22 protein-coding genes are annotated in these 25,452 nt (G+C 72.5%); 11 read left to right on the top strand and 11 right to left on the bottom strand.

Going from position 1 to position 25,452, the window contains the following annotated elements; all coding sequences use genetic code 11:
* Positions 1-59 precede the first annotated feature (59 nt).
* From ACIO92_RS06340 to ACIO92_RS06365, 6 genes are all read right to left on the bottom strand, one after another.
* The gene (locus ACIO92_RS06340; RefSeq protein ID WP_402279735.1) at positions 60-1,265 is read right to left on the bottom strand and encodes an acyltransferase; all 1,206 of its coding nucleotides are present in this window, start codon (positions 1,263-1,265) and stop codon (positions 60-62) included.
* On the bottom strand, positions 1,262-2,242 hold the full coding sequence (locus tag ACIO92_RS06345) for an alpha/beta hydrolase (protein WP_366440422.1): 981 nt from the start codon (positions 2,240-2,242) through the stop codon (positions 1,262-1,264). Before ACIO92_RS06345 ends, ACIO92_RS06340 begins: the two co-directional genes overlap by 4 nt.
* Positions 2,243-2,704: 462 nt before the next feature.
* The gene (locus tag ACIO92_RS06350; RefSeq protein WP_366440421.1) at positions 2,705-3,385 is read right to left on the bottom strand and encodes a response regulator transcription factor; all 681 of its coding nucleotides are present in this window, start codon (positions 3,383-3,385) and stop codon (positions 2,705-2,707) included.
* The gene (locus ACIO92_RS06355; RefSeq protein ID WP_401240013.1) at positions 3,382-4,740 is read right to left on the bottom strand and encodes a sensor histidine kinase; all 1,359 of its coding nucleotides are present in this window, start codon (positions 4,738-4,740) and stop codon (positions 3,382-3,384) included. The genes ACIO92_RS06350 and ACIO92_RS06355 overlap by 4 nt, the downstream gene beginning before the upstream one ends.
* A gap of 434 nt (positions 4,741-5,174) precedes the next feature.
* A complete protein-coding gene (locus ACIO92_RS06360) occupies positions 5,175-6,065 on the bottom strand; it encodes a DUF4429 domain-containing protein (RefSeq protein ID WP_401240010.1) in 891 nt (296 codons plus the stop codon).
* Positions 6,066-6,210: 145 nt separating this feature from the next.
* On the bottom strand, positions 6,211-6,873 hold the full coding sequence (locus ACIO92_RS06365; protein ID WP_366440418.1) for a TetR family transcriptional regulator: 663 nt from the start codon (positions 6,871-6,873) through the stop codon (positions 6,211-6,213).
* A 246-nt stretch (positions 6,874-7,119) separates the two neighbouring features.
* On the opposite strand from ACIO92_RS06365, the gene ACIO92_RS06370 reads away from it, so the two are divergent.
* The gene (locus ACIO92_RS06370) at positions 7,120-8,613 is read left to right on the top strand and encodes an MFS transporter (RefSeq protein ID WP_402279826.1); all 1,494 of its coding nucleotides are present in this window, start codon (positions 7,120-7,122) and stop codon (positions 8,611-8,613) included.
* Positions 8,614-8,774: 161 nt separating this feature from the next.
* Positions 8,775-9,245 carry a peptidase inhibitor family I36 protein gene (locus ACIO92_RS06375; RefSeq protein ID WP_401240007.1) on the top strand — a complete coding sequence of 157 codons (471 nt, stop codon included), beginning with the start codon at positions 8,775-8,777 and terminating at the stop codon, positions 9,243-9,245.
* Here the strand turns inward: ACIO92_RS06375 and ACIO92_RS06380 are convergent.
* Both ACIO92_RS06380 and aceE read right to left on the bottom strand, forming a co-directional pair.
* Positions 9,226-10,002 carry a potassium channel family protein gene (locus tag ACIO92_RS06380; RefSeq protein WP_366440415.1) on the bottom strand — a complete coding sequence of 259 codons (777 nt, stop codon included), beginning with the start codon at positions 10,000-10,002 and terminating at the stop codon, positions 9,226-9,228. The two genes, ACIO92_RS06375 and ACIO92_RS06380, sit on opposite strands and share 20 nt — an antisense overlap.
* Before the next feature lie 609 nt (positions 10,003-10,611).
* Positions 10,612-13,344 (bottom strand): pyruvate dehydrogenase (acetyl-transferring), homodimeric type, encoded by a 2,733-nt coding sequence (aceE, locus tag ACIO92_RS06385; protein ID WP_366440414.1) that lies wholly within the window; start codon positions 13,342-13,344, stop codon positions 10,612-10,614.
* 416 nt (positions 13,345-13,760) lie between these two features.
* On the opposite strand from aceE, the gene ACIO92_RS06390 reads away from it, so the two are divergent.
* The 6 genes from ACIO92_RS06390 (at position 13,761) to ACIO92_RS06415 (ending at position 18,165) form a co-directional block, all read left to right on the top strand.
* Positions 13,761-14,183 carry a DUF3052 domain-containing protein gene (locus tag ACIO92_RS06390; protein ID WP_366440413.1) on the top strand — a complete coding sequence of 141 codons (423 nt, stop codon included), beginning with the start codon at positions 13,761-13,763 and terminating at the stop codon, positions 14,181-14,183.
* Positions 14,184-14,302: 119 nt separating this feature from the next.
* Complete coding sequence (locus tag ACIO92_RS06395; protein WP_366440412.1) at positions 14,303-14,761, top strand: peroxiredoxin; 459 nt, start codon at positions 14,303-14,305, stop codon at positions 14,759-14,761.
* A gap of 150 nt (positions 14,762-14,911) precedes the next feature.
* Positions 14,912-15,487 carry a TerD family protein gene (locus tag ACIO92_RS06400; protein ID WP_351786311.1) on the top strand — a complete coding sequence of 192 codons (576 nt, stop codon included), beginning with the start codon at positions 14,912-14,914 and terminating at the stop codon, positions 15,485-15,487.
* Between the two features lie 81 nt (positions 15,488-15,568).
* The gene (locus ACIO92_RS06405; protein WP_402279727.1) at positions 15,569-16,144 is read left to right on the top strand and encodes a TerD family protein; all 576 of its coding nucleotides are present in this window, start codon (positions 15,569-15,571) and stop codon (positions 16,142-16,144) included.
* A gap of 30 nt (positions 16,145-16,174) precedes the next feature.
* A complete protein-coding gene (locus tag ACIO92_RS06410) occupies positions 16,175-17,323 on the top strand; it encodes a DUF475 domain-containing protein (RefSeq protein WP_366440410.1) in 1,149 nt (382 codons plus the stop codon).
* 101 nt (positions 17,324-17,424) lie between these two features.
* Positions 17,425-18,165 carry a Tellurium resistance gene (locus ACIO92_RS06415; RefSeq protein ID WP_366440409.1) on the top strand — a complete coding sequence of 247 codons (741 nt, stop codon included), beginning with the start codon at positions 17,425-17,427 and terminating at the stop codon, positions 18,163-18,165.
* A 15-nt stretch (positions 18,166-18,180) separates the two neighbouring features.
* Here ACIO92_RS06415 and ACIO92_RS06420 read toward each other — a convergent pair whose 3' ends face one another.
* Positions 18,181-19,005, bottom strand: coding sequence for a TerD family protein (locus ACIO92_RS06420; RefSeq protein ID WP_366440408.1), 825 nt, complete (start codon positions 19,003-19,005; stop codon positions 18,181-18,183).
* 186 nt (positions 19,006-19,191) lie between these two features.
* On the opposite strand from ACIO92_RS06420, the gene ACIO92_RS06425 reads away from it, so the two are divergent.
* Genes ACIO92_RS06425 through ACIO92_RS06435 form a run of 3 tightly spaced genes read left to right on the top strand, consistent with a single transcriptional unit; the run spans position 19,192 to position 23,654 of the window.
* The gene (locus tag ACIO92_RS06425; RefSeq protein WP_366440407.1) at positions 19,192-20,376 is read left to right on the top strand and encodes an HpcH/HpaI aldolase/citrate lyase family protein; all 1,185 of its coding nucleotides are present in this window, start codon (positions 19,192-19,194) and stop codon (positions 20,374-20,376) included.
* Between the two features lie 18 nt (positions 20,377-20,394).
* Positions 20,395-22,836, top strand: coding sequence for a phosphoribosyltransferase (locus ACIO92_RS06430; RefSeq protein WP_402055417.1), 2,442 nt, complete (start codon positions 20,395-20,397; stop codon positions 22,834-22,836).
* Positions 22,833-23,654, top strand: a complete 822-nt coding sequence (locus ACIO92_RS06435) for an HAD family hydrolase (RefSeq protein ID WP_366440405.1) — start codon at positions 22,833-22,835, stop codon at positions 23,652-23,654. Before ACIO92_RS06430 ends, ACIO92_RS06435 begins: the two co-directional genes overlap by 4 nt.
* Here the strand turns inward: ACIO92_RS06435 and ACIO92_RS06440 are convergent.
* Both ACIO92_RS06440 and ACIO92_RS06445 read right to left on the bottom strand, forming a co-directional pair.
* Positions 23,651-23,869, bottom strand: a complete 219-nt coding sequence (locus tag ACIO92_RS06440; RefSeq protein WP_366440404.1) for a zinc ribbon domain-containing protein — start codon at positions 23,867-23,869, stop codon at positions 23,651-23,653. The two genes, ACIO92_RS06435 and ACIO92_RS06440, sit on opposite strands and share 4 nt — an antisense overlap.
* Before the next feature lie 156 nt (positions 23,870-24,025).
* Positions 24,026-25,435, bottom strand: a complete 1,410-nt coding sequence (locus ACIO92_RS06445) for a hypothetical protein (RefSeq protein WP_366440403.1) — start codon at positions 25,433-25,435, stop codon at positions 24,026-24,028.
* Positions 25,436-25,452 lie beyond the last annotated feature (17 nt).

Raw genomic sequence — 25,452 nt, forward strand, 5'->3', positions numbered from 1 at the left:
CGGGTGGCCACGCCCCGGGCCGGAGCCCCCGCCCGACCGTCGCAGGGCGGTACCGGCCGTCACACGAGCCTCAGGGCGAAGGCCGCGAAGCCCGCCGCCAGCAGCCCCGCAAGGACCCGGAGGCCCGGACCGGTCCGGGCCCACGGGGACTCGAACTTCCGCGCGTACCGGCCGATCAGCACCAGCAGCCCGGCGAAGACCGGCATCCAGGCCAGCCGGGCGAGGATCCAGCCGACCGAGTCCGGCGCGCCGACCAGACCGGGGACCTCCCCGAGGTACGAGCCGGGCACCGCCGCCGCCAGCATCGCCGTCTGGTGCCAGCACAGCACCGTCATCGCCGACAGGTTGACGACCACGACCGGCGCCCACAGCGCGGGCCGGGCGAGCAGCCGCCCGAGCCGCTCCCTGAGCAGGATCGCGGCGCCGCTCTGCGCGGCGGCCAGGGCGAGCACCAGCAGCGACGGCGGGTGCGAGTTGGTCCGTGCCTCGCCCGGGACGCCGACCATCGACGCCGGGTACCCGAAGACCAGCAGCAGCGCGGCGAACAGCGCGGCCCCGCCCGCGAGGAGGGCCCACGCGTGGCGCCGGGTGACCCGGCCCTCGCCCCAGGAGACGCCGAGCTGATAGGCGAACAGCCAGCCGGGCAGGATGTTCAGGAGGCTGATCCAGGACGGTACGGAGTCGGCGAACGGCCCGTACCGCAGGAAGTCGACGACAGCGACCGAGCCCAGCAGCGGGGCCGCCGCCCACACCCCCAGGCGCCGGGCCGCCCGCACGCACAGCGGGGTGAGCGCGGTGACGACCGTGTAGACCCCGACGAACCACAGCGGCTGGATCACCAGGGTGGACGCGGTCCGCAGGGTGTCCACCGGCACGCCCGCGCCGAAGTGCAGCAGCGGCAGCAGCGCCGCCCACACGGCGGTCACCCCCAGGACCGGGCGGCCCAGCCGGGCGAGCCTGCCCCGCAGCCAGTCGCCGGTGGAGCCCTTCCCGCGCCGGAACGACAGGACGGACGCGTAACCGCCGACGAGGAAGAAGATCCCCAGCATCTGGAGGACCCAGCTGACCGGTGCGAGCCCCGCGAACGTGCCCAGCGGGCTCGCGTTGTGGATCGCGCCGTCGGCGGAGAGCGTGAAACCGCCCAGCAGCCAGTGCCCGGTCGGCACGGCGAGCAGGGCCAGGGCCCGCAGCCCGTCGACGGCCCGGTCGCGGTGGGCGGGGGTGCCCGACTCGATCCGCCGGGCCAGTGTGGCGAGGGCGCTCATCGGACGTCCCCCTCGGCGATCGCGGCGAAGGCGCGCAGCGAGGAGGTGCCCGCCGCGAAGTAGCCGCCGTGCCCCCGGGCGTCGTCGGCGGGGACCCGGCGGGCCCCGAACGCCGGATCGGTGGGGTCGGTGCCGTGTCCGAGGTCCGCGAGCCGGACGTCCGGGACGCGGTCGATCCAGTCGCTGGGGTCCTTCGCGGCCCACACCCGGGCGGAGGTCCCCAGCTCGCCGACGTTCTCGGCGCGCATCCCGGGGGAGCCGAGGACGACCAGGTCCTTGGCCTTGAGGCCGTGGGCGGCCAGACCGCAGACCACGGAACCGTAGCTGTGGCAGAACACCGAGGGTTCGGCCGCGCCGACGGCCGCGAGACCGTCCGCGAACCGGGTGAGCCGGTCCGCCCCCGCCTCCGCGAGACGCCCGGTGGCCGCGTCGAGACCGACGCCGACCGGGGTGGTGTACCCGGCCCAGGCGATGACCGCCGTACGGCCGCCGGTCGCGCCCCGCAGGGCTTCCGCCATGGCCGCGAGCGGGCGTACGTGCGCCGCGTCGACGTCCGAGCCGGGCACGATCACCGCCACGTGCTCGGCCCGCGCCAGATCCCCGTAGACCAGGGCGACCTGCCCCCGGCCGCGCGTGTCGTGGGCGAGGACCCGCGCCCCGCCGAACTCCCCCCGGACGGCACGGGCGTTGGCCGCGTACCGCAGCTCCAGCGGTGCGCCGTCCAGGTTCCCGACGACCGTCGGATGGGCCAGGGCCAGGGCCCGCTGCCGTACGGGACCCAGTCCGGCGAAGAACCGCGCGACCCCGGCCGGGCTCATGGACTCCGGGTCGGGCAGCCCCGCCGCCCGCCACCGCTCCGTCCCGACGGGCGCCCCGGTCACGGCCCGCTGCTCCTTCCCGGACGCCCAGCCGGCCGTTCCGGCGACGACGGCGGTCACCAGGGCCGTCGTGATCAGGGTCCTCGTCAAGCGGCGCATGGGTTCGCCCTCCCTCTCCGGTACTCGCTCGTTCGCTGCGAGAGGAAGGTAGGAAGACGACGGGTGACGGCACGTCACCCCGGGGAGCCAACTCCGCTCCGATACCGGGGTAGGGGGTGGTGGAGCAGCCACCACCAGGAAGGGGGTGGGGTTTTCCCCCGGAGGGAAGGGGGTGTGCGCGGCGCACGAGGTCTACGGGTACGGGCCGGGCGGACAGGGCGGGCCGGGCGGGCCGGGCGGGCCGGGCGGGCCGGGCGGACCGGGCAGGACCCACGGGCACGGGCACGGTCCGGTGGGCCGGGCGGGCTCCGGAGCGGTGGGCGGAGGGCCCGGACCGGCAGGGGGCCGGGGGCTGGGCTCCCGTGGGGGAGAAGGGGCCGGGCGGCGGGCCCCGGTACCGGTGGCGGTTGAGGTGTCGGGTCCGGTTCCCGGTCGGCCGGAGGCTTCCGGCGGCGGGGAGCGTCAGGACGCGCCCGGTGTCACCAGACCGGACTCGTACGCGAAGACCACCGCCTGCGCCCGGTCGCGCAGGTCCAGCTTGGCGAGGACCCGCCCGATGTGGGTCTTCACCGTCTGCTCCGCGAGCACCAGCCGGTCCGCGATCTCCTGGTTCGACAGGCCCCGCGCGATCAGCTCCAGGACCTCCGTCTCGCGCGGGGTGAGACCGTTCAGGCGCAGCGCCGTGGTGTCCCGGCGCGGGGCCGGGCGGGAGGCCGCGAAGTCCGCGATGAGCCGCCGGGTCACCGAGGGCGCGAGCAGTGCCTCGCCCGCCGCCACCACCCGGACCGCCGAGATGAGGTCGGCGGGCGGCGCGTCCTTGAGGAGGAAGCCGGACGCGCCCGCGCGCAGCGCCTCGTACACGTAGTCGTCGACGTCGAAGGTGGTCAGCATCAGCACCTTCGGCCGGTGCGTGACCCCGACCGGGGGGTGCAGGATCTCCCGGGCGGCGGCCAGCCCGTCCAGCTCCGGCATCCGTACGTCCATCAGCACCACGTCCGGGTGCGTCGTCCGGGCCACGTCCACGCCCTGGCGTCCGTCGGGTGCCTCGCCCACGACGTCGATGTCGGGCTGCGCGGCGAGCAGGGCGGCGAAACCGGCCCGCACCATGGCCTGGTCGTCGACGATGATCACACGGATGGTCACTCGGGGTCCTTGACGGTCGGGGCGGTGTCCGGCGCCGGGGAGGGGACGACCGGATCCGGGTCCAGCGGCAGCCGCGCCGCCACCCGGAAGCCCCCGTCCGGCAGCGGCCCGGTGTCGAGCGAGCCGCCCGTCAACCGTACGCGCTCCCGCATCCCGACGAGCCCGTGGCCGGTGCCGGGGACGCCCCGCTCCACCGGCGAACCCGCCTCGGCGGCGGGCCCGTTGACGACCAGGACGGTCAGCAGGCCGTCGTCCGCGCGGACCGACACCCGGGTCGCCGCGCCCGGCGCGTGCCGGACGACGTTGGCCAGGGCCTCCTGCACGATCCGGTAGGCGGACAGGTCCACCGCCTGCGGGACCTCCCCGAGGTCGGCGGCGAGCCGCAGCTCGGCGGGCACCCCGGCCCGCACGGTCGCCTCCACCAGCTGCTGGACCCGGTCGAGGCCCGGCTGCGGGGCCCGTTCGCCCTCGCTGCCGTCGCTGCGCAGCACCGACAGCAGCCGACGCATCTCGGCCAGGGACTCACGGGCGCTCGCCGCGATCGAGGCGAACTCCTCACGGGCCGCGTCGGGCAGACCGGGGACGCGGTACGGGGCCGAGTCCGCCTGCACGGTGATCACGGACATGTGGTGGGCGACCACGTCGTGGAGCTCGCGGGCGATCCTGGCGCGCTCCTCCAGGAGGGTGCGGCGGGCCCGTTCGGCCTCGCTGATGTGCTCCTGCTCCACCAGCTTGCGCTGGGCGTCGCCCCGGGCCCGTACCGCCGAGGTGAGCAGCAGCAGGACACCGCTGAGGACGAGCAGCAGGGTGTGGACGCTGGTGTAGCCGTCCGGCCGGAACACCTCCAGGACGTATCCGGCGGCCCCCGTCGCCAGCCACACCCCGAACAGGGCCCGGCGGGACTCGCGGAGCCCGAGCGCGACCATCAGGGCGCAGTAGCCGACGACGGCGGGCGGGGTCCAGGGCCAGAGGTGGGCGCGGGGGCCGTCGGCGCCGAGCAGGACGAGCGCGCCGAGGACATCGGCGGCGAAGACGATCCACCAGGCCTGGAGGGGACGGGAGACGGCCAGCAGCAGCGGCGCGGCCTGCGCGGTGCCGAGGGCTCCGGCGAGGGCGCCGTTGACGCCGTAGTCGCGGGAGAGGAGCAGGATCGTGGTGGGCAGCAGGGAGGCGGTGAAGGCGACGGCCACGGCGTACGGCAGCAGCCGCATCCAGGGGGAGGAGGCGCCGGCGAGGAACGGCGCGCCGGGAGCGGCGGGGGTGGTGAGCGCGGTCCCGAGGCCTTGGAGCATCGTGCGGGTCCGGGCGCCGAGCCGGTGCGGGAGGGGCGGCTGGTGCCGCTGTTCGGTAGCCATGACCCGCCCAGGGTAGGCAGCGGACCCGCCCCCCGACGTCATACCGGAGACCGGACCGCACCCTGCTACCGGGGTATGACACGAGCCCCCGGAACGGCCCGGGGCGCGGGGCGCACGGGCGCGGGGGTCCCGGTCGGCCCCGGCACTGTGCCGGTCCGCCCATCCGGCCCGGCTCCGCCGGTGCTTCCCGGCCGCGGACAGGGCCCTTGTCGTACGGGGGGCTTGCCGGGCGGGGGCCGGGCCTTGTCGTACGGGTGGTGCTGGCCTGGCGGGGGCCGGGCCCTTGGCCGTACGGGCGGTGTTTGCCGGAGGTACGACCGGATTTCGCCGTACGGGCGGCCCTCCTCGGGTGCGGATCCGGCCCCCCGTAGCTCGGCCCCTTCAGCCGCAGGCCCCGGCCCCCTCCCCGGTGTCAGGCGCGGCCGTTCCGGGGGTCACAGCTCCGCCAGGAGTTCCGCTTTCTTCGCCGAGAACTCCTCGTCCGTCACCAGTCCCGCCTGGTGGAGTTCACCCAGATGGCGAATCCTTTCGGCAACGGCCCCGGGCGCGGCCACGCGCGCGGGGGTGCGGTCCGTGCTGCGGATCGCCGCGAGGACCGCCGCCGCGAACGGCAGCGACTCGTGCACCGGCCCGTAGCCGAGGCCGAACACGACCGTGTCGGGGTCCTGGTCGGGCCGCCCCGCCCGGGGTTCGCCGCCCCGCCGCAGCAGACGCAGGTGCCCGTCGGGGACGTCCGGCGAGCACCATTCGACCCCGCAGAGGTCCCGTACGGAGAAGGACCGGTCGCCCGCCTTCCACTTCTCGGAGGACGCCCCCGTCCACGACCAGCGGAACGCGACCTCCGCGTTCCCGTCGAAGCTCGCCCTGCCGTCGTACGCCTTGAAGGACAGCGGGCCCCGCGGCGCCGCCACCAGGAACCGGTCGGTGGACGCCACTCCCTCGTCGTACGCGCCGAACGGGTCCAGGGCGCCCGGCGCCGCCGCCTCGACCCGGGCGAGGAGCTCGTCCCGGCAGCGCCCGGCGAGCGCCTCCCGGTCCGCCGGAAGCACCAGGCGGTACGGGTCGCACGCCTCCTTCAGCTGCCCCGCGGCGGCCTCCATCAGCGGATCGGCCCCCGGCCTCGGGACAGCGTGGAGCACGACGGTGCCCCGCTTCCCGGGCGCGAGCGTCACGGACGCCAGCGCCTCGTGCGGTACGCGTCGTTCGCCCAGCGCCTGGAAGAGCTTCGGCGTGCGGATCCCCCGTTCGAAGCGGATGACGAGGGCGTCGCTCTCGAACTCCCAGGTGGCATGAATTCCGGCCAGCACATCACCCATACGCCTCATCGTAAGCGGCGCGTGCCCCTGCGTCGCCCCCTGTGATAGGTCCCGAAATTACGTGATCTACGCGCGTCAGCGGCCTTCCGCACCGGATGAACCCCCGTGGCAAGCGCTGTCGGCACGTGCGCGTACCGGACACGGGGGCATCGGCTCATCCTCCGTGCGCCCGGCCGTCGCCCTCGTCCTGATCGCGCCAGCGGGGGGCGAGGGCAGGGGCGAGCTGGTCGAGGTACTCCCCGGTGAGGGTGCGGATGGCCGCCAGGCTCTGGTCCGGGCCCCGTCCCCACAGCCGGCCGGTCACCCGCATCACCCCGCTGAACGCGGCCACCGCGATCCGGGGGCGGGGGTCCGCGTCCACGTCCACGTCCTCGCGTTCGGCGATGATCCGGGCGATGGTCTCCTCCATCTCCGTGGAGCGGCGCAGATGGACGGCGAGCAGCGCGGGCGTCGACTCGATCATCTGGAAGGTGCGCAGGTACAGCTCGACGGGGACGACCTCGACGATCGCGTCCCCGATGGTGTCCCAGGCGCCGAGCACCGCGTTGCGCATCGCGTCGAGGGGGGCTTCGCCGGGCGGCCGGTGCCGCAGGGTGTGGACGAAACGCTCCTCCACCATGTGCTGCACGGCGAAGGCGACGTCCTCCTTGGAGGCGAAGTACCGGAAGAAGGTCCGCTGGGAGACCTCGACGGCGTCGGCGATCTCGTCGACGGTGGTCCGCTCGTACCCGTGGGTGGTGAACCGTTCGAGAGCCTCCCGGATCAGCGCGTCACGCGTGCGTTGTTTCTTGCGCTCGCGCAGGCCGGGCAATGTCACGTCAGGTCCTCTCTTTTCAGGCATTTCGTCCTGCTCAGCGTACCTGTGAGCTACGTGACAGTTACCGACGCGTGAATCGCTTTGTCAATTGTCAGTGGCTGTCATTATCCTCGCCGCATGACTAGTCAGACCACCGTGGAAAAGGCCCCGCAGGGTCAGGGGGGCGTCCCGGAACCCGTACCGGGACCGGCGAAGGGACTGCGAGGCCACCCATGGCTGACGCTCTTCGGCGTTGCCGTCGGCGTGATGATGGTCGCCCTCGACGGCACCATCGTCGCCATCGCCAACCCGGCCATCAAGACCGACCTCGGCGCCTCCCTCGCCCAGGTCCAGTGGATCACCAACGGCTATCTGCTGGCGCTCGCCGTCGCCCTGGTCACCGCCGGAAAGCTCGGTGACCGCTTCGGCCACCGCCAGACCTTCCTCATAGGCATCGCGGGCTTCGCCGTCGCCTCCGGCGCCATCGGCCTCTCCGACTCCATCGGGGCCGTGATCGCCTTCCGCGTGCTCCAGGGCCTCTTCGGCGCCCTGCTGATGCCCGCCGCGCTCGGCCTGCTGCGCGCCACCTTCCCCGCCGAGAAGCTGAACATGGCGATCGGCATCTGGGGCATGGTCATCGGCGCCTCCACGGCGGGCGGCCCGATCGTCGGCGGACTGCTCGTCGAGCACGTCAGCTGGCAGTCGGTCTTCTTCATCAACGTGCCGGTCGGTGTCCTCGCCCTCGTCCTCGGCCTGGTCATCCTCAAGGACCACCGCGCGGAGAACGCGCCGCGCTCCTTCGACGTCCTCGGCATCCTGCTGCTCTCCGGCGCCATGGCCTCCCTCGTCTGGAGCCTCATCAAGGCCGGCGAGTCCTGGGGCTGGTCGAGCGCCATGACCTGGGGCTGTCTGCTCGGCGCGATGGTGCTCTTCGGGCTCTTCGCGCTCTGGGAGACCAAGGTCAAGGAGCCGCTGATCCCGCTGGCCATGTTCCGTTCCGTGCCGCTCTCGGCCGGTGTGGTGCTGATGGTCCTGATGGCCTTCGCCTTCATGGGCGGCCTGTTCTTCGTGACCTTCTACCTCCAGGGCGTGAAGGGGCTCAGCCCGGTCGACAGCGGTCTGCACCTGCTGCCGCTGACCGCGATGATGATCGTCTCCTCGCCGCTGGCCGGTGCGCTGATCACCAAGTTCGGCCCGCGCGTGCCGCTGGTCGGCGGCATGGTCTGCACGGCCGTCGCCATGTTCGGCATGATCACCCTCTCCTCGGGCACCGGCACCTTCACCATGTCCCTCTGGTTCGCCCTCCTCGGTCTGGGCCTGGCCCCGGTCATGGTCGGCGCCACCGAGGTCATCGTCGGCAACGCGCCGCTGGAGCTCTCCGGTGTCGCGGGCGGTCTCCAGCAGGCCGCGATGCAGGTCGGCGGCGCGCTCGGTACGGCGGTGCTCGGCGCCGTCATGTCCTCCAAGGTCGCCGACTCCTTCGAGGGCAACTGGGCGGCGGCGGGCATCCCGGCCCCGGCCGCCCCGGGGCTGGAGCAGGCCGCCGAGTTCGGCATGGCCCCGGCGGAGCTGGCCCAGGCGCCGGGCATGACCCCGGACATGTTCGAGCAGATCAGCAAGGTCATCCACGACACCTTCCTCGACGGCATGGGCCTCGCCTTCACCGTCGCCGGTGGCGTGGCCGTCGTCGCGGCGCTGGTCGCCACGCTCACCAAGCGCGGCGAGAACGCGGAGGCGGGCGGCATGGGCGGTCACATCTGACGCCCGTCCCCGACGCTCGTCAGGGTTCCCGTAGGGGGCCGTCACCCGTTCGCGTGAACGGGGGCGGCCCCTCTTCCGTCGGCGGCCGACCTCCGCCATGCTCTTGATTACAGAGAGTGACGAAACGGGGGTTGATCTGTATGTTCTGTACGGACACGAGGGTGCGTACGAAGACGGCGCTGACCGCCGCGGCGGTGCTGGGGGCCCTGGCCGCTCTGCTCGCGGCACCGGCGAGCGCGGCATCCGCGAGGACCGCGTCCACGGGATCCGCACCGGCGGGCACCACATCGGCGAGCGGCGCACCGGCCGGCACCGCACCCGCCGGGAGTACGGCCGCCGGGGGCACGGTGCTCGGAGCCTGCGGGCCCGGCCGGCTCTGTCTCTGGCCCAAGCCGGACTTCAAGGGCCGGGTGCGGAGCCATGAGCTGGCCACGACCGACATCGACAGCTGTGTCGCGCTGCCACCGGGCGTCTCGGCCCAGTCCCTGGCCAACCGCACGGGGAGGCCGGTCACCACGTACCAGTCCGCCGAGTGCGCGGAGGAGGGCGAGTTCGAGACCTATCCCGGGCACGGGACCTGGGTGCCGCACACGCCCTACGAGGTCAGGGCGTTCAAGCTCTGGGAGCGGTAGGCGAGGGAAGGCCCGGCGCGGGCGCCCCGTCCTTCACGGGCGCCCCGTCCGGGACCGAGAGCCGGGCCACCTCGGCGCGCAGCTCGCGCACCTCCAGGGTGAGGGCCTCCAGAAGTTCCGTCTGCCGCCGCTCCACCGCGTCGTCGCGTTCGAAGCGGGAGATGAACCAGGCCGCGATATTGGCGGTGACCACACCGAGCAGCGCGATGCCGGAGAGCATCAGACCCACCGCGAGGATCCGGCCGAGGCCGGTGGTCGGGGCGTGGTCGCCGTAGCCGACCGTGGTCATCGTGGTGAAGGACCACCAGACCGCGTCCCCCAGGGTCTTGATGTTGCCGTTCGGGGCGTCCCGTTCGACGTGCAGCACGGCGAGCGAGCCGAACATCATCAGTCCGACGACCGCGCCCGCCACATAGGTGGTGAGCGTTATCTGCGGGGCCATCCGGGCCCGTCGGCCCACCAGGAGGAGCGTGGAGACGACCCGCAGCAGCCGCAGCGGCTGCACCATCGGCAGCAGGACCGCCAGCAGATCGAGGGGGTGGGAGCGGACGAAGGCCCAGCGGGCCGGGGCGAGGGCGAGCCGGACCAGATAGTCCAGGGCGAAAGCCCCCCAGACCACCCACTCGACATGGGTGCACAGCCGGTGCACCCAGGGCTCGGCGCCGGGAGCCACGATCGGCACGGCGTACGCCACGCCGAACGCCACGGCCAGCACCAGCAGCGGCATCTGCGTGCGCTCTTCCCAGCGTTCCCTCATGCGGGAATCGTAGAGAACGCCGAAGGGCGGCGGGACCACGATCCCACCACCCCTCACCAGGCACCGGACACCCCGGCCCCACCGTCCCTCGCCAGGTACGGGGTGGCCTCGGGCCCACCGCCCTTCACCAGGTACGGGGTGGCCTCGGACCCACCGCCCTTCACCAGGTACGGGGTGGCCTCAACCAGGCACCGGGTGGCCTCGGGCCCGCTCTCCTTCGCCAGACGCCAGACGCCAGACGCCAGACGCCAGACGCCAGACGCCAGACGCCAGACGCGAGGCGCGAGGCGCGAGGCGCCAGACGCCAGACGCGAGGCGCGAGGCGCCAGGCGCCAGATGTCAGACGTGAGGCCGCCAGACATCGGGTGTCCGGTCCCTGCGCCCCGCAGCCGGGCGCCAGGCGTCTCGGGCCTCGCGCCCCGCATGAGGTGTCGCGACACGCGACCCCGAGTACCTCGTCAGGCATCGGGACCCATGGCGCCTTCACCCCGCGACTCACCCCGCGACCCGCGACCCGCGACCCTCGCCCCTCGACAGGAGTGAGGGGCGGTGGCCCGGCCCGGAGGACCGGGGCCACCGCCCCTCTCACTGGGAGATCCCTGCCACAGGTCAGGCGTCGCCCCCGGCGGCGCCCGGGGCGGCGGCGGTCACGTCGAGCAGCTGGTAGCGGTCGACGGCCTGCTTCAGGGCCGACCGTTCGACCTTGCCCTCGCGGGCCAGCTCGGTGAGGACCGCGAGCACGATCGACGGGGCGTCGATGTGGAAGTAGCGGCGGGCCGCGCCACGGGTGTCGGCGAAGCCGAAACCGTCCGCGCCGAGCGAGCCGTACGTGCCCGGCACCCAGCGGGAGATCTGGTCCGGCACCGCACGCATCCAGTCCGAGACCGCCACGAACGGGCCCTCGGCCCCCTGGAGCTTCCGCGTCACGTACGGCACGCGCTGCTCCTCGTCGGGGTGGAGCAGATTGTGCTCCTCGACGGCCACGGCCTCGCGCCGCAGCTCCGTCCAGGAGGTCGCGGACCAGACGTCGGCCCGGACGTTCCACTCCTCGGCCAGCATCCGCTGCGCCTCGATCGCCCACGGCACGGCGACGCCGGAGGCCATGATCTGCGCCGGGACGGCCCCCGCCTCGGCGGGCTTCAGCCGGTGGATGCCCTGGAGGATGCCCTCGACGTCCACGCCGTCCGGCTCGGCCGGGTGCTGGATCGGCTCGTTGTAGACGGTCAGGTAGTAGAAGACGTCCTCGGCCTCGGGGCCGTACATGCGGCGCAGACCGTCCTTGACGATGTGCGCGATCTCGAAGCCGTACGCCGGGTCGTAGGCGATGCAGGCGGGGTTGGTCGAGGCGAGGAGGTGGGAGTGGCCGTCCGCGTGCTGAAGGCCCTCGCCGGTGAGCGTCGTCCGGCCCGCGGTGGCGCCGAGCACGAAGCCGCGCGCCAACTGGTCGGCCATCTGCCAGAACTGGTCGCCGGTCCGCTGGAAACCGAACATCGAGTAGAAGACGTACACCGGGATCAGCGGCTCGCCATGGGTGGCGTACGCGGAACCGGCGGCGATCAGCGAGGCGGTACAGCCCGCCTCCGAGATGCCGTCGTGCAGCATCTGACCGGTCGGGGACTCCTTGTAGGCGAGGAGGAGTTCACGGTCCACGGCCTCGTACTGCTGCCCCAGCGGGTTGTAGATCTTGGCGCTCGGGAAGAAGGCGTCCATGCCGAAGGTGCGGTACTCGTCGGGGGCGATCAGCACGAAGCGCTTGCCGATCTCCTTGTCCCGCATGAGGTCCTTCAGGATGCGGACGAAGGCCATCGTGGTGGCGATCGACTGCTGCCCGGAGCCCTTCCTGGCCGCCGCGTAGGTCTTGTCCTCGGGGAGGGCCAGCGGCTTCGCCCGCACGACACGGGTCGGCACGTACCCGCCGAGCGCCTTGCGGCGGTCGTGCATGTACTGGATCTCCTCGGAGTTCCGGCCCGGGTGGTAGTACGGCGGCAGGCCGTCCTCCAACTGCCGGTCGGTCACCGGGATGTGCAGCCGGTCGCGGAAGCGCTTGAGGTCGTCGACCGTCAGCTTCTTCATCTGGTGGGTCGCGTTGCGGCCCTCGAAGTTCGGGCCGAGCGTCCAGCCCTTGACGGTCTGCGCGAGGATCACGGTCGGCTGGCCCGCGTGGGCCTTCGCCGCCGCGTACGCCGCGTAGATCTTCTTGTGGTCGTGGCCGCCGCGGCCCAGGTGCAGCACCTGCTGGTCGCTCATGCCCTCGACCATCGCCCGCAGCCGGTGGTCGCCGCCGAAGAAGTGGTCCCGGATGTAGCCGCCGGTCTCCGTGGCGTACGTCTGGAACTGCCCGTCCGGGGTGGTGTTCAGCTTGTTGACCAGGATGCCGTCGCGGTCCTGCGCGAGCAGCGGGTCCCAGGAGCGGTCCCAGATCAGCTTGATGACGTTCCAGCCGTTGCCCCGGAAGATCGACTCCAGCTCCTGGATGATCTTTCCGTTGCCGCGCACCGGCCCGTCGAGCCGCTGGAGGTTGCAGTTGACGACGAAGGTCAGGTTGTCCAGGCCCTCGCGGGCGGCGATGGAGAGCTGGCCGAGCGACTCGACCTCGTCCATCTCGCCGTCGCCGAGGAACGCCCAGACCCGGGACTTGGAGGTGTCGGCGATGCCGCGCGCCTCCATGTACCGGTTCATCCGCGCCTGGTAGATCGCGCCGAGCGGGCCGAGGCCCATCGACACGGTCGGGAACTCCCAGAAGTCCGGCATCAGCCGGGGGTGCGGGTACGAGGAGAGCCCGTTCGGGTACTTCGACTTCTCCTGGCGGAAGCCGTCCAGCTGGGTGTCGGTCAGCCGGTCCAGGAGGTAGGCGCGGGCGTAGATGCCGGGGGAGGCGTGCCCCTGGAAGAAGATCTGGTCGCCGCCGTCGCCCTCGTCCTTGCCGCGGAAGAAGTGGTTGAAGCCGACGTCGTACAGCGAGGCGGAGGAGGCGAAGGTGGCGATGTGGCCGCCGACGCCGACACCGGGACGCTGGGCGCGCGAGACCATCACGGCCGCGTTCCACCGGGTGGCGTTGAGGACCCTGCGCTCGATCTCCTCGTTGCCGGGGAAGTACGGCTCGTCCTTGGTCGCGATCGTGTTGACGTAGTCCGAGCTGCGCATCTCGGGCACGGCCACGCGCTTCTCGCGGGCCCGCTCGATCAGCCGGAGCATGAGGTAGCGGGCCCGCTCGCGGCCCCGCTCGTCGACGGCGGCATCAAGGGAGTCGAGCCATTCCTGGGTCTCTTCCGGGTCGAAATCCGGGACCTGGCTGGGAAGGCCGCCAATGATGATCGGGTTGCGATCGGATCCGGGAGCCACGCTCTTCCTTCGCTGTTCGATGGTGCCCACGGGGCCACGGAAAGTGGTCGGGATGTTCATCGTGTACCCCGCCGGCGCCGGACGTCACACCTACCCGGGGGTAACCCCCAGGGGTGTCCTCGTGTCTGGGTGTGCTCAAATCGTAACCTTACGCCCAACTCGCACATGCGTTTAGTCCGGGCGTTCGGCAGACTGAAACCTCAGAAGTCCACAAACCGGGATGATCCGTGTGTCCCTGGTCACGGAGCGGAGCCCCTCGGCGCCGGAAGTTGCGGCGAGACGGCCCCAAACGTCACCGTTTCGGCGGTCTCCGCGGCCGGGTACTTGCGCGATCCGCCCCGGCACGTGTGGACTACGGCCAGCGCCGCGCGCCCACGCGTGGCCCAAGCATTTCCCGAATGAGCAGGAGGCAAGCCGTGAGCGCGACCGCGGACCACGCGGAGGAGCGGACCAACCCGGCCGGAAGGCTGGGGTTCGAGCCCGGACAGGTGGTCCAGGAGATCGGCTACGACGACGACGTCGACCATGATCTCCGTGAAGGTATCGAGTCCATCATCGGGGTCGAGCTCGTGGACGAGGAGTACGACGACGTCGCCGACGCCGTCGTGCTCTGGTTCCGTGACGAGGACGGCGACCTCACCGACGCCCTGGTGGACGCCATCGGTCTTCTGGAGGACGGCGGCACCATCTGGCTGCTGACGCCGAAGACCGGCCGCGACGGCTACATCGAGCCGAGCGACATCAACGATGCCGCGCAGACAGCTGGTCTCTCCCAGACCAAGAGCATCAGCGTCGCCAAGGACTGGACGGGCACCCGCCTGACCGCCCCCAAGCGCTGAGCAGAATGCTGCGAGAAGCCCCCGCCGACCCGTCGGCGGGGGCTTTCGTGCACAGGCCGTAGGGTGGGGTTCACCGGTTCGGCCCAAGGTCAGGGCCCCGTCGAAGGGACGCGTACGCGATGGCGATCGAGGTCGGCAGCCAGGCCCCGGACTTCGAGCTGAGGGACAACCACGGGCGGACCGTGCGGCTCGCGGACCTGCGCGGCGAGAAGAACGTGGTGCTGGTCTTCTACCCCTTCGCGTTCACCAGCGTCTGCGCGGGCGAGCTGGGCGAGCTGAGGGACAGCCTCCCGGTGTTCGTCAACGACGACACCCAGCTCCTCGCGGTCTCCAACGACTCCGTCCACACCCTGCGCGTCTTCGCGGAGCAGGAGTCCCTGGAGTACCCGCTGCTCTCCGACTTCTGGCCGCACGGCGAGGCGTCCCGGGCGTACGGGGTGTTCGACGAGGAGAAGGGCTGCGCGGTCCGCGGCACCTTCGTCATCGACAAGGCGGGGACGGTCCGCTGGAGGGTCGTCAACGCCCTGCCGGACGCCCGTGACCTCGGCGGCTACGTGAAGGCGCTCGACGCCCTCTGAGCCGCCCTCGGGGGCCTTCCGGGGCCGACACCCTCGGATTCGCGGGCGAATCGACTGTTTCGGCAGGGAACCCGTCACTAGGATCCAGACGTTGATCCGATGCCAACGCACGACCAGGGGTGTTGCCCCTGGAAACCTATGGAGGGACTCGTGGGAGTCAGCCTCAGCAAGGGCGGCAACGTCTCGCTGACCAAGGAGGCCCCTGGCCTCACCGCCGTGACCGTCGGTCTGGGCTGGGACGTCCGCACCACCACCGGTACGGACTTCGACCTCGACGCCAGCGCCATTCTGGTGAGCGAGGCGGGGAAGGTCCGCAACGACCAGGACTTCGTGTTCTTCAACAACCTGAAGAGCGCCGACGGGTCCGTCGAGCACACCGGCGACAACACGACCGGTGAGGGCGAGGGCGACGACGAGCAGGTCAAGGTCAGCCTGGCCACCGTGCCGGCCGACGTCGCCAAGATCGTCTTCCCGGTCTCGATCTACGACGCCGAGAACCGCCAGCAGTCCTTCGGCCAGGTGCGCAACGCGTTCATCCGCGTGGTGAACCAGGCCGGCGGCGCCGAGATCGCCCGGTACGACCTCTCCGAGGACGCCTCGACGGAGACCGCCATGGTCTTCGGCGAGCTGTACCGCCACGGCGCGGAGTGGAAGTTCCGCGCCGTCGGCCAGGGGTATGCATCGGGTCTGCGCGGCATCGCGCAGGACTTCGGCGTCAACGTCTGAGCCGAACCGTCGAACCGTCCGGCGCCGCACCTCCCGTGCGGCGCCGGACGTGCCTCATCGTCACCGGGGAGGAAACGCATCATGGGCGTCACGCTCGCCAAGGGAGGCAACGTCTCCCTCTCCAAGGCCGCACCCCACCTCACCCAGGTCCTCGTGGGGCTCGGCTGGGACGCGCGCTCCACCACCGGAGCCCCCTTCGACCTCGACGCCAGCGCCCTGCTGTGCCGGGGCGGCCGGGTGCTCGGGGACGACTACTTCGTCTTCTACAACCAGCTGCGCAGCCCCGAGGGCTCCGTCGAACACACCGGCGACAACCTCACCGGCGAGGGTGACGGCGACGACGAGTCCCTGATCGTCGACCTGGCCCGGGTGCCGGCCCACTGCGACAAGATCGTCTTTCCGGTGTCGATCCATGACGCCGACAACCGGGGCCAGAGCTTCGGCCAGGTCGGCAACGCGTTCATCCGGGTGGTGAACCGCGCCGACGGCCAGGAGCTCGCCCGGTACGACCTCTCCGAGGACGCCTCGACGGAGACCGCGATGATCTTCGGCGAGCTCTACCGCCATCAGGGCGAGTGGAAGTTCCGCGCGGTGGGCCAGGGGTACGCGTCCGGCCTCCGGGGCATCGCTCTAGACTTCGGGGTCAACGTTTCGTAAAGGCATGTTCATTTCACAATGGGGTAGCCAGTGATTCTGAAAACCTTCGGCTGGTCGTTCGCGATCACTGTGCTCGGCCTGGTGGTCGCCGTGTGGTACGGAGGCTGGCAGGCCTTCGGGGTCGTCGCGATCCTCTGTGTCCTGGAGATCTCGCTCTCCTTCGACAACGCGGTGGTCAACGCCGGGATCGTGCAGAAGATGAATGTCTTCTGGCAGAAGATCTTCCTCACCATCGGCGTGCTCATCGCCGTCTTCGGTATGCGGCTGGTCTTCCCCGTCGTGATCGTGGCGATCAGCGCGAAGATCGGCCCGATCGAGGCCGTCGACCTCGCGCTGAACGACGCCGACAAGTACCAGGAACTGGTGACCGACGCGCACCCGTCGATCGCCGCCTTCGGTGGCATGTTCCTGCTGATGATCTTCCTCGACTTCATCTTCGAGGACCGTGACATCAAGTGGCTCGCCTGGCTGGAGCGCCCGCTGGCCAAGCTCGGCAAGGTCGACATGCTGTCGGTCTGCATCGCCCTCATCGTCCTGCTGGTCAGCGCGATGACCTTCGCGACCCAGGCCCACCAGCACGGTGGCACCCACATCGACAAGGCGCAGACGGTACTGATCTCCGGCATCGCCGGCCTCATCACGTACCTCGTCGTCGGCGGTCTCTCCGGCTTCTTCGAGAACAAGCTGGAGGAGGACGAGGAGCGCGAGCACGAGGCCGAGGAAGCGGCCAGGCGCAGCGGCAAGAAGGTCGCCCCCGTCAAGCTCGCCGGCAAGGCCGCCTTCTTCATGTTCCTCTACCTGGAGGTCCTCGACGCCTCCTTCTCCTTCGACGGTGTCATCGGCGCCTTCGCCATCACCAACGACATCGTCCTGATGGCGCTCGGCCTCGGCGTCGGCGCGATGTACGTGCGTTCGCTGACGGTCTACCTGGTCCGCCAGGGCACCCTCGACGACTACGTCTACCTGGAGCACGGCGCGCACTACGCGATCGGCGCCCTGGCGGTGATCCTCATGATCAGCATCCGGTACGAGATCCCCGAGGTCGTCACCGGTCTCATCGGCGTCGCCCTGATCGCCTGGTCCTTCTGGTCCTCCGTCCGCCGCAACAAGCGGCTCGCGGCGGCCGGGGGCGGCTCGGGGTCGTCCGAGGACAAGACCGAGGTGCCGTCCGGGGTGTGACGCCCCCGCCGACGAGGAACGCTTCTCTGCGGGGCGGCCGGTGGACCCGGCCGCCCCGCGGGCATGTGCGGGTGGACACGAGCAGTGGGGGTGAAGGCGGGATGGCCTTCTGGGACAACCTGTTTCCGGGGAGGGCGGCGCACTTCGACTCGGGCAGCGCCGCGTCGAACTCGATCGACCTGACGAAACGGCGCCCGACCGTCTCGTTGACCAAGCAGGGAGCGGCCACCGGCAACCTCCGGGTGAACCTCTCCTGGCGGATGCGGACCTCCGACCTGGAAGGGCGGCAGCGCCGCAGCACCGCGCAGCTGCTGCGCAACCCTTCGCAGCTGTTCAAGCCCGAGGTCGTCCAGGCGCACACCCAGGGCATGGTCAACGTCGACCTGGACCTGGGCTGCCTCTACGAGCTGTCCGACGGCAGCAAGGGCGTGGTGCAGCCCCTCGGCGGCTTCTTCGGCGACCTGAACGAGGCCCCGTACGTCAAGCTCAGCGGCGACGACCGCTTCGGCGGCTCCTCCGGGGAGACGATCTACGTCAATCTGGACCACAAGGACGAGATCAAGCGCCTGCTGTTCTTCGCGTACATCTACGACCAGACGCCCGCCTTCGACCGGACGCACGCCAAGATCACGCTCTACCCGAGCAACGGCCCCCGGATCGAGATCGAGCTCGACGAGCGGGCCCCGCAGGCCCGCTCCTGCGCGGTCTTCTCCGTGGAGAACACCAAGGGCCAGCTGATCGTCCGCCGCGAGGTGCGCTTCGTCTACGGCTTCCAGGCCGAACTGGACCGGCTGTACGGCTGGGGCCTGCAGTGGGGCCGCGGCTACAAGACCAAGACGTAGCCGCCGCCCCCGGCCTCAGGGCCGGACGAACTGGGGGCCCATGGGCGGCATCCGGAAGTCCGGCGAGGGCGCCGGTTCCGGGGCGGCGCCGACGGGCTGCGGATAGCCGTACGCGGGCGCCGGGTGGCCGTGGTCCGGCGCCCGGTCGGGCATCGGCGGGGCCGCGGGCCGCGGCGGCACGGGGGAGTGGACCAGGGTCAGGTCGAGGTCGGGCACGGCGGCGCCCGGGGCGTCCCCGGCCGGCCGGGTCTCCCGCGCGTCCTGGACGTCCGGCTCGTCCCCGGCGTCCTGCGCGTCCTCGTCCACCGAGATGCCGAAGTCGGTCGCCAGGCCCACCAGGCCGGTCGGGTAGCCCTGGCCGACCGCGCGGAACTTCCAGCCGTCCCCGCGCCGGTACAGCTCGCCGCAGATGACGGCCGTCTCCTCGCCGGTCTCCGCCGTCACGGGGAACAGGGCCAGCGGCGTCCGCCCGGCCCCCGGCGCCGCGTCGTACAGCAGGATGCGCAGGTCGGAGACGGAGCGGAAGGTACCGCCGTCCGAGGAGGCGGCGATCACCACCCGGTCGACCGAACCCTCCAGACCGCCGAGGTCCGCCTCCACGGTGTCCGTGAGACCCTCGGAGTCACGCTTCTTCGGAAGTCGCCGCACCAGCCCCGAGGGGTGGCGCGGCTGGTTGTAGAAGACGAAGTCGGCGTCGGACCGTACCCGCCCGGAAAGCCCGAGCAGCAGGGCCGACGCGTCCACGTCGGGGACCCCGGGGCCCGGGGTCCAGCGGAGCACGGCCCGTACGGCCGCGGTGTCGAGAGGGACGTTGGAGCCCTTCAGCATCGCGTGCGTCATGACCGCAATCCTGCCCTCCCGTCGCCCCCGCGGACAACGCGGGGGCACCATGGATGCCCCGGCCCGGCGGAGGGAGGCGGTCGGGTTACCTGGATTTCATCAGGGGAGGGAACTAACGACACCCGCACCTACGTACTATTACCGGCCACATGTCGTCAGGGTCGAGAAAGGCAGACGGGGACCCATATGCGTCATTTCAGTCACATCCCGTCCACGACGAGGGCCAGGCTGTTCCACCGGGAGCCCGCCGTCTTCACGGCCGACTCGCCCGCCCGCACCCTCGCCGTGGCCCTCGGAGCCACCCTCTACAGCCCGGCCACCCGCCCCCTGCTCGCCGACGACATCCGCAAACAGGCCGCCCGCGGAGTGGTCTCCATGGTCCTCTGCCTGGAGGACTCCATCAGCGACGCCGACGTCGAGGCGGGCGAGACCAACCTCGTCCGCCAGTTCGCCGACCTCGCCGCCGGGACCGCCACCGACGACGGCACCGGCACGGACCTCCCCCTGCTCTTCATCCGCGTCCGCGAACCGCACCAGATCACCGGACTCGTCGACCGCCTCGGCGACACCGTCCGCCTGCTGTCCGGATTCGTACTCCCCAAGTTCACCGAAAGCCGCGGCGGACCCTTCCTCGACGCCCTCGCCCTCGCCGAGCGCACCTGCGGACGACGCCTCTTCGCCATGCCCGTCCTGGAGTCCCCCGAACTCCTCCACCTGGAGACCCGGGCCGAGACCCTCGCCGGGATCGCCGCGATCACCGAGAAGCACCGCGACCGCGTCCTCGCCCTCCGCCTCGGCGTCACCGACTTCTGCTCCGCCTACGGACTGCGCCGCTCGCCCGACATGACCGCCTACGACGTCAAGATCGTCGCCAACGTCATCGCCGACGTCGTCAACGTCCTCAGCCGCTCCGACGGCACCGGCTTCACCGTCACCGGACCCGTCTGGGAGTACTTCCGCCCCGGCGAGCGCATGTTCAAGCCGCAGCTGCGCCGCAGCCCCTTCCTGGAGGGCCGCGCCGAGGACCTGCGCACCGCCCTCATCGAGCACGACCTCGACGGACTCCTCAGAGAGATCGAACTCGACCGCGCCAACGGCCTCCTCGGCAAGACCTGCATCCACCCCACCCACGTGGTGCCCGTGCACGCCCTCTCCGTGGTCAGCCACGAGGAGTGGAGCGACGCCCAGGACATCCTCAGGCCCGAACGGGGCGGCGGCGGAGTCCTCCGCTCCGCCTACACCAACAAGATGAACGAAGTGAAGCCGCACCGCGCCTGGGCCGAGCGCATCCTGCTGCGCGCCGAGGTCTTCGGCGTCGCCAACGAGGACATCGGCTTCGTGGAACTGCTCACCGCCGGACTGGCCGGCTGACGAAGGGACGTCGACGACGTGGTGTGGACCGGAACGTGGGTCGCGGAGCGACTGGGCGTCGAACTGACCGGCGACGAAGAACTGCCCGGCCTGCTGGGCCTCGCACTGCGCCGCAACCCCAAGCGCGCGCACCTGCTGGTCTCCAGCGTGCTCGGCAAGCACGTGCCGCAGCGCCCCTCCGTCGTCCACGGCGCGGGCCTCGCACTCGGACGGCGCGTCCTGGCCCTCCTCGGCGCCGAGGAGGCCGCCCGCGCCGTCGTCCTCGGCTACGCCGAGACCGCCACCGCCCTCGGCCACTCCGTCGCCGACGGGATCGGCCACGCCCCCTACCTCCACTCCACCCGCCGCCCCGTCGCCGGGGTCGCCGGTGCGGGAGGCTTCGAGGAGTCCCACTCCCACGCCACCTCCCACCTACTGCTCCCCGAAGACCCCGGCCTCCTCACCGGCGACGGACCCCTCGTCCTCGTCGACGACGAGTTCTCCACCGGGAACACCGTCCTCAACACCGTCCGCGCCCTCCACGAGCGCCACCCCCGCGAGCGGTACGTCGTCGTCGCCCTCGTCGACATGCGCTCCGCCGCCGACCTCGGCCGCCTCGACGCCTTCGCCGAGGAGATCGGCGCCCGCGTCGACCTGGTCGCAGGCGCCGCCGGAACCGTACGCCTCCCCGAAGGGGTCCTGGAGAAGGGCCAGGCACTCGTCGCGGCGCACGAGACCGCCCCCGCGGCCGTACCCCCGCCGCCCGAGCCCCGCCCCGCCCCGCTCCGGGTCGACCTCCGCTGGCCCCGCGGACTGCCCGACGGCGGACGCCACGGCTTCACCCCCGCGCACCGCGCCCGTCTGGAAGCCGCGCTCCCCGGCCTCGCCGCCCGCCTCGCCCCCGCCCTCCACGGCGCCCGCCGCGTCCTCGTCCTCGGCTTCGAGGAGCTGATGTACGCGCCGCTGCGCCTCGCCACCGCCCTGGAGGACGCCGGACACGACGTCCACTACTCCACCACCACCCGCTCACCCGTCCTCGCCGTCGACGACCCCGGCTACGCGATACGCACCCGGCTCGTCTTCCCCGCCCACGACGACCCCGCCGACGGCCCCGGCGAGCGGTACGCGTACAACGTGGCGGGCGCGGGCTTCGACGCCGTCGTCGCCGTCGTCGACTCCACCGCCGACACCCCCGGGCTGCACGCCCCGGACGGCCTCCTCGCCCAGCTCGCCGCGCACATCCCCCGCGTCGTCCTCGCCGTCGTGCCCTCGCACACCCCCAGGACCCCCGGTCCCGAAGCTCCCGAAAGGAGCTCCATGCTGCCCGAGCCCCTCCGCGGCCCCGCCTTCTCCTCGTACGCCCCCGAAGAGGTCGGCTGGCTGCTCCAGGACCTCTCGGACGTCGCACTGGAGGCGCCCACCGAGGAACGCGAGGAAGCCGTCCAGAACGGCGGCGCCCACTACGCCGAATCGCTGCCCGTCGAGTACCAGCCGAGCGCCGCCTACCAGGAGCTCTTCCACAGCGCCCTGGAAGCCTCCGCCGCCCGCCTCGCCCACGCCGTCGGCGTCATCACCGAGACCGTCCTCGCCGAGCGCCCCGGCCGCCGCCCCGTCCTCGTCTCGCTCGCCCGCGCGGGCACCCCCGTCGGCATCCTCATGCGCCGCTGGGCACAGGCCCGCCACGGCCTCGAACTGCCCCACTACGCCGTCTCCATCGTGCGCGGCCGGGGCATCGACGCCAACGCCCTGCGCTGGCTCGCCGCCCACCACGACCCCGCCGACGTCGTGTTCGTCGACGGCTGGACCGGCAAGGGCGCCATCGCCCGCGAACTCGCCGAAGCGATAAGGAAGTTCGAGGCCGCCGAGGGCATCACCGGCTTCGACCCGGAGATGACCGTCCTCGCCGACCCCGGCTCCTGCGTCCGCACCTACGGCACCCGCGAGGACTTCCTCATCCCCTCCGCCTGCCTCAACTCCACGGTGTCCGGCCTGATCTCCCGCACGGTCCTGCGCGCCGACCTCGTCGGACCCGACGACTTCCACGGCGCCAAGCACTACCGGGAACTCGCGGACGCCGACCTCTCCGGAGCCTTCCTCGACGCGGTCACCGCCCGCTTCGACGAAGCCGCCGCCACCGTCGGCCACGAGGTGGAGGAACTCCTCTCCGCCGACCGCACCCCCAGCTGGGAGGGCTGGGCCGCCGTCGAGCGGATCAGCGAGGAGTACGGCATCCACGACGTCAACCTCGTCAAGCCCGGCGTCGGCGAGACCACCCGCGTACTGCTCCGCCGCGTCCCCTGGAAGATCCTCGCCCGGCGCGGCGCCGACGCCGACCTCGCGCACGTCCGGCTCCTCGCCGCTCAGCGCGGCGTACCCGTCGAGGAGGTCGACGGCCTCCCGTACAGCTGCGTCGGCCTCATCCACCCCCACTACACCCGAGGGGCCACCGGAGCCGACGGCCGGACGGTGGTGTCCCGATGAGCAGCGCCACCACCCTGGTCGCCAGCGACCTCGACCGCACCCTCATCTACTCGTCCGCCGCACTCGCCCTCGGAATGCCCGACGCACAGGCACCCCGGCTGCTCTGCGTCGAGGTCCACGAGTCCAGGCCGCTCTCCTACATGACGGAGGAGGCGGCCGGTCTCCTCGCCCGCCTCACCGGCGAAGCCGTCTTCGTCCCCACCACCACCCGGACCCGCAAGCAGTACCTGCGCATCCAGCTCCCCGGCACCGCACCCAGGTACGCGATCTGCGCCAACGGCGGACACATCCTCGTCGACGGCGTCTCCGACCCCGACTGGCACGCCTCCGTACTGCGCCGCCTCGCCGAGGAGTGCGCGCCGCTCTCCGAGATCCGCGCCTACCTCACCGCCACCACCGACCTGTCCTGGGTCCGCAAGCACCGGGTCGCCGAGGACCTCTTCGCCTACCTCGTCGTCGAACGCGAACGCCTCCCCGCCGACTGGCTGGCCCGCTTCGGGACCTGGGCGGGGGAACGCGGCTGGACGGTCTCCCTCCAGGGCCGCAAGGTGTACGCGGTGCCGAAGCCGCTCACCAAGGGCGCGGCCGTCCGGGAGGTCGCCCGCCGCACCGGCGCCACGCTCACCCTCGCGGCCGGCGACTCCCTCCTCGACGCCGACCTGCTGCTCGCCGCCGACCGCGCCTGGCGGCCCGGCCACGGCGAACTGGCCGACAGCGACTGGACCGTCCCCCACCTCGACGTCCTCACCGAACGCGGGGTCGCGGCGGGGGAGGAGATCCTGCGCCGCTTCCGCGCCGCCGCCGCGTCCCGGGACTAACCGCAGCAGCCACCGCCGCAGCAGCCGCCCCCACCACCGCCTCCGCCGCCGCCCGGAGCGGGGGCGGCCGAGCCGCCGACCGCCACGGCGGAGAGCAGCTTCACGGTGTCGTCGTGCCCGGCGGGGCAGGCGGCGGGGGCGGCGGACTCGGCCATCGGCCGACTGAGCTCGAAGGTGTCACCACAAGTACGGCAACGGAATTCGTAACGGGGCATGGGAACAGGCTAGAGGCTCGACAGGACCCGGCACAGGAGGACCCCGTCAGGGTCTGCGGGGCCCGGCCCGCGCGGAGCCCGGCGGGGGTGGGGCGTCGGGTGGGTGCGGCCCGGCCGGGCCCTGGCCGGTTCCGGGGCGGTGCGGGGGCGGACGGGTCAGTGGGCCGCCCCGCGCTCCTCCCGGATCCGGCCGACGACCCGCGTCACGGTGGCCCGTACGTCCTCCAGCTCGGTCAGGAAGTGCCAGTAGTCCGGGTGGCGCCCCTCCAGGGTCCCCACCGCCCGGTCGATCCGCGCCACGGCCTCGTCCAGCGGCCCGGCGTGCCGGGGATCGGGCGTGCTCCGGCCCTCCATCGCCAGCCGCTGGGCGTCCCGCACCGCGAACCTGGCCCGGTCGGTCTCCGCCTTCGGGTCCACCGCGACGGCGTCCAGCCGCCGCAGCCGCTCCCCGGCCGCGGACACGGCCTCGTCGGTCGAGTCGAGCAGCGCCCGGACGGTCGAGAGCAGCGAGGTGGCGTCCGGCCAGCGCTGCTCGGCCCGCGCCCGCCCGGCCTCCGCGAGCCGCTCCCCGGCCTGCCCGAGCGAGACGGCGGCCTGGTCGGGCACCTGCTGGAGGTCCTGCCAGCAGGCCGCGGAGAACCGCCGCCGCAGCTCGGAGAGGACCGGTGCGACCCCTTCGGCGCGGGTGGCGAGCGCCTCGGCACGGGTACGGAGGGAGACCAGCCGCCGGTCGATCTCGGCGGCCCGCTCGGGCAGCCGCCCGGCCTCGGCCCGTACCGCCTCGGCGTCCCGGAGCACCCGGTCCGCGCGCTGGAGGGTCTCGGCGACGCCGTGCCGCCCGGCACCCTCGTTGAGCAGCGTCAGCTCGGGCCCGAGGGCCGCGAGCCGGGCCGCGAGGTCATCCGCCCGCAGACCGGCTTCCCGTACGGAGTCCAGGGCGCCGCTCGCGCCCCGCAGGGCCCCCCGGGCGCGCTCCACCGCGGGCGCGAGCCGCGCGAGCTGGGTCTCGGCACGGTCCAGGAGCGGGCCGAGACCCTGCTCGAACCGGTCGAGCTCGGCCTTGGCGCGGTCCAGCTCCTCCTTGGCGCGGGTCAGTTCGGCACGGGCGCGGGAGGCGGTCGCCGCGTCCAGCTCGTCACGGTCCAGGTCATGGGCGTCGACCGCGCCGATGTAGGTGTGGCTGACCTCGTCGATCCGGCGCCCGAGCGCCTCGAAGCCCTCGACGGCGCGGCGGGCCTCGGGGGAGCTGTCCACCGCGGTGATCGTCTCCAGGGAGATCCGCAGGCCGCGCTGGGCGGTGTCGAGCTCGTAGAAGGCCGCGGCGGCGGCGTCCTTGGCGGCCTGGGCCTCGGCGCGCTGGCTCTCGCCGCGTCCGCCGAACCAGCGGCGGGTGCCGCCGCCCGCGAAGGCGCCCGGCAGCAGGACGCCGACGAGCAGGGGCAGGGCGAGGGCCAGCCGGAGACCGGAGGGGCCCGGCGGCGGGCCGCTCTCGGAACGGGTGCCTGCCCGGCGGGGCGCGTCACGATGCCGGACGCCGCCCGCCCCCCTCGCGTCGCTCGCCGCCACGTACCTCTCCCGTGCTG

The organism is Streptomyces sp. NPDC087215, from assembly GCF_044744885.1.
Lineage (GTDB): Bacteria > Actinomycetota > Actinomycetes > Streptomycetales > Streptomycetaceae > Streptomyces.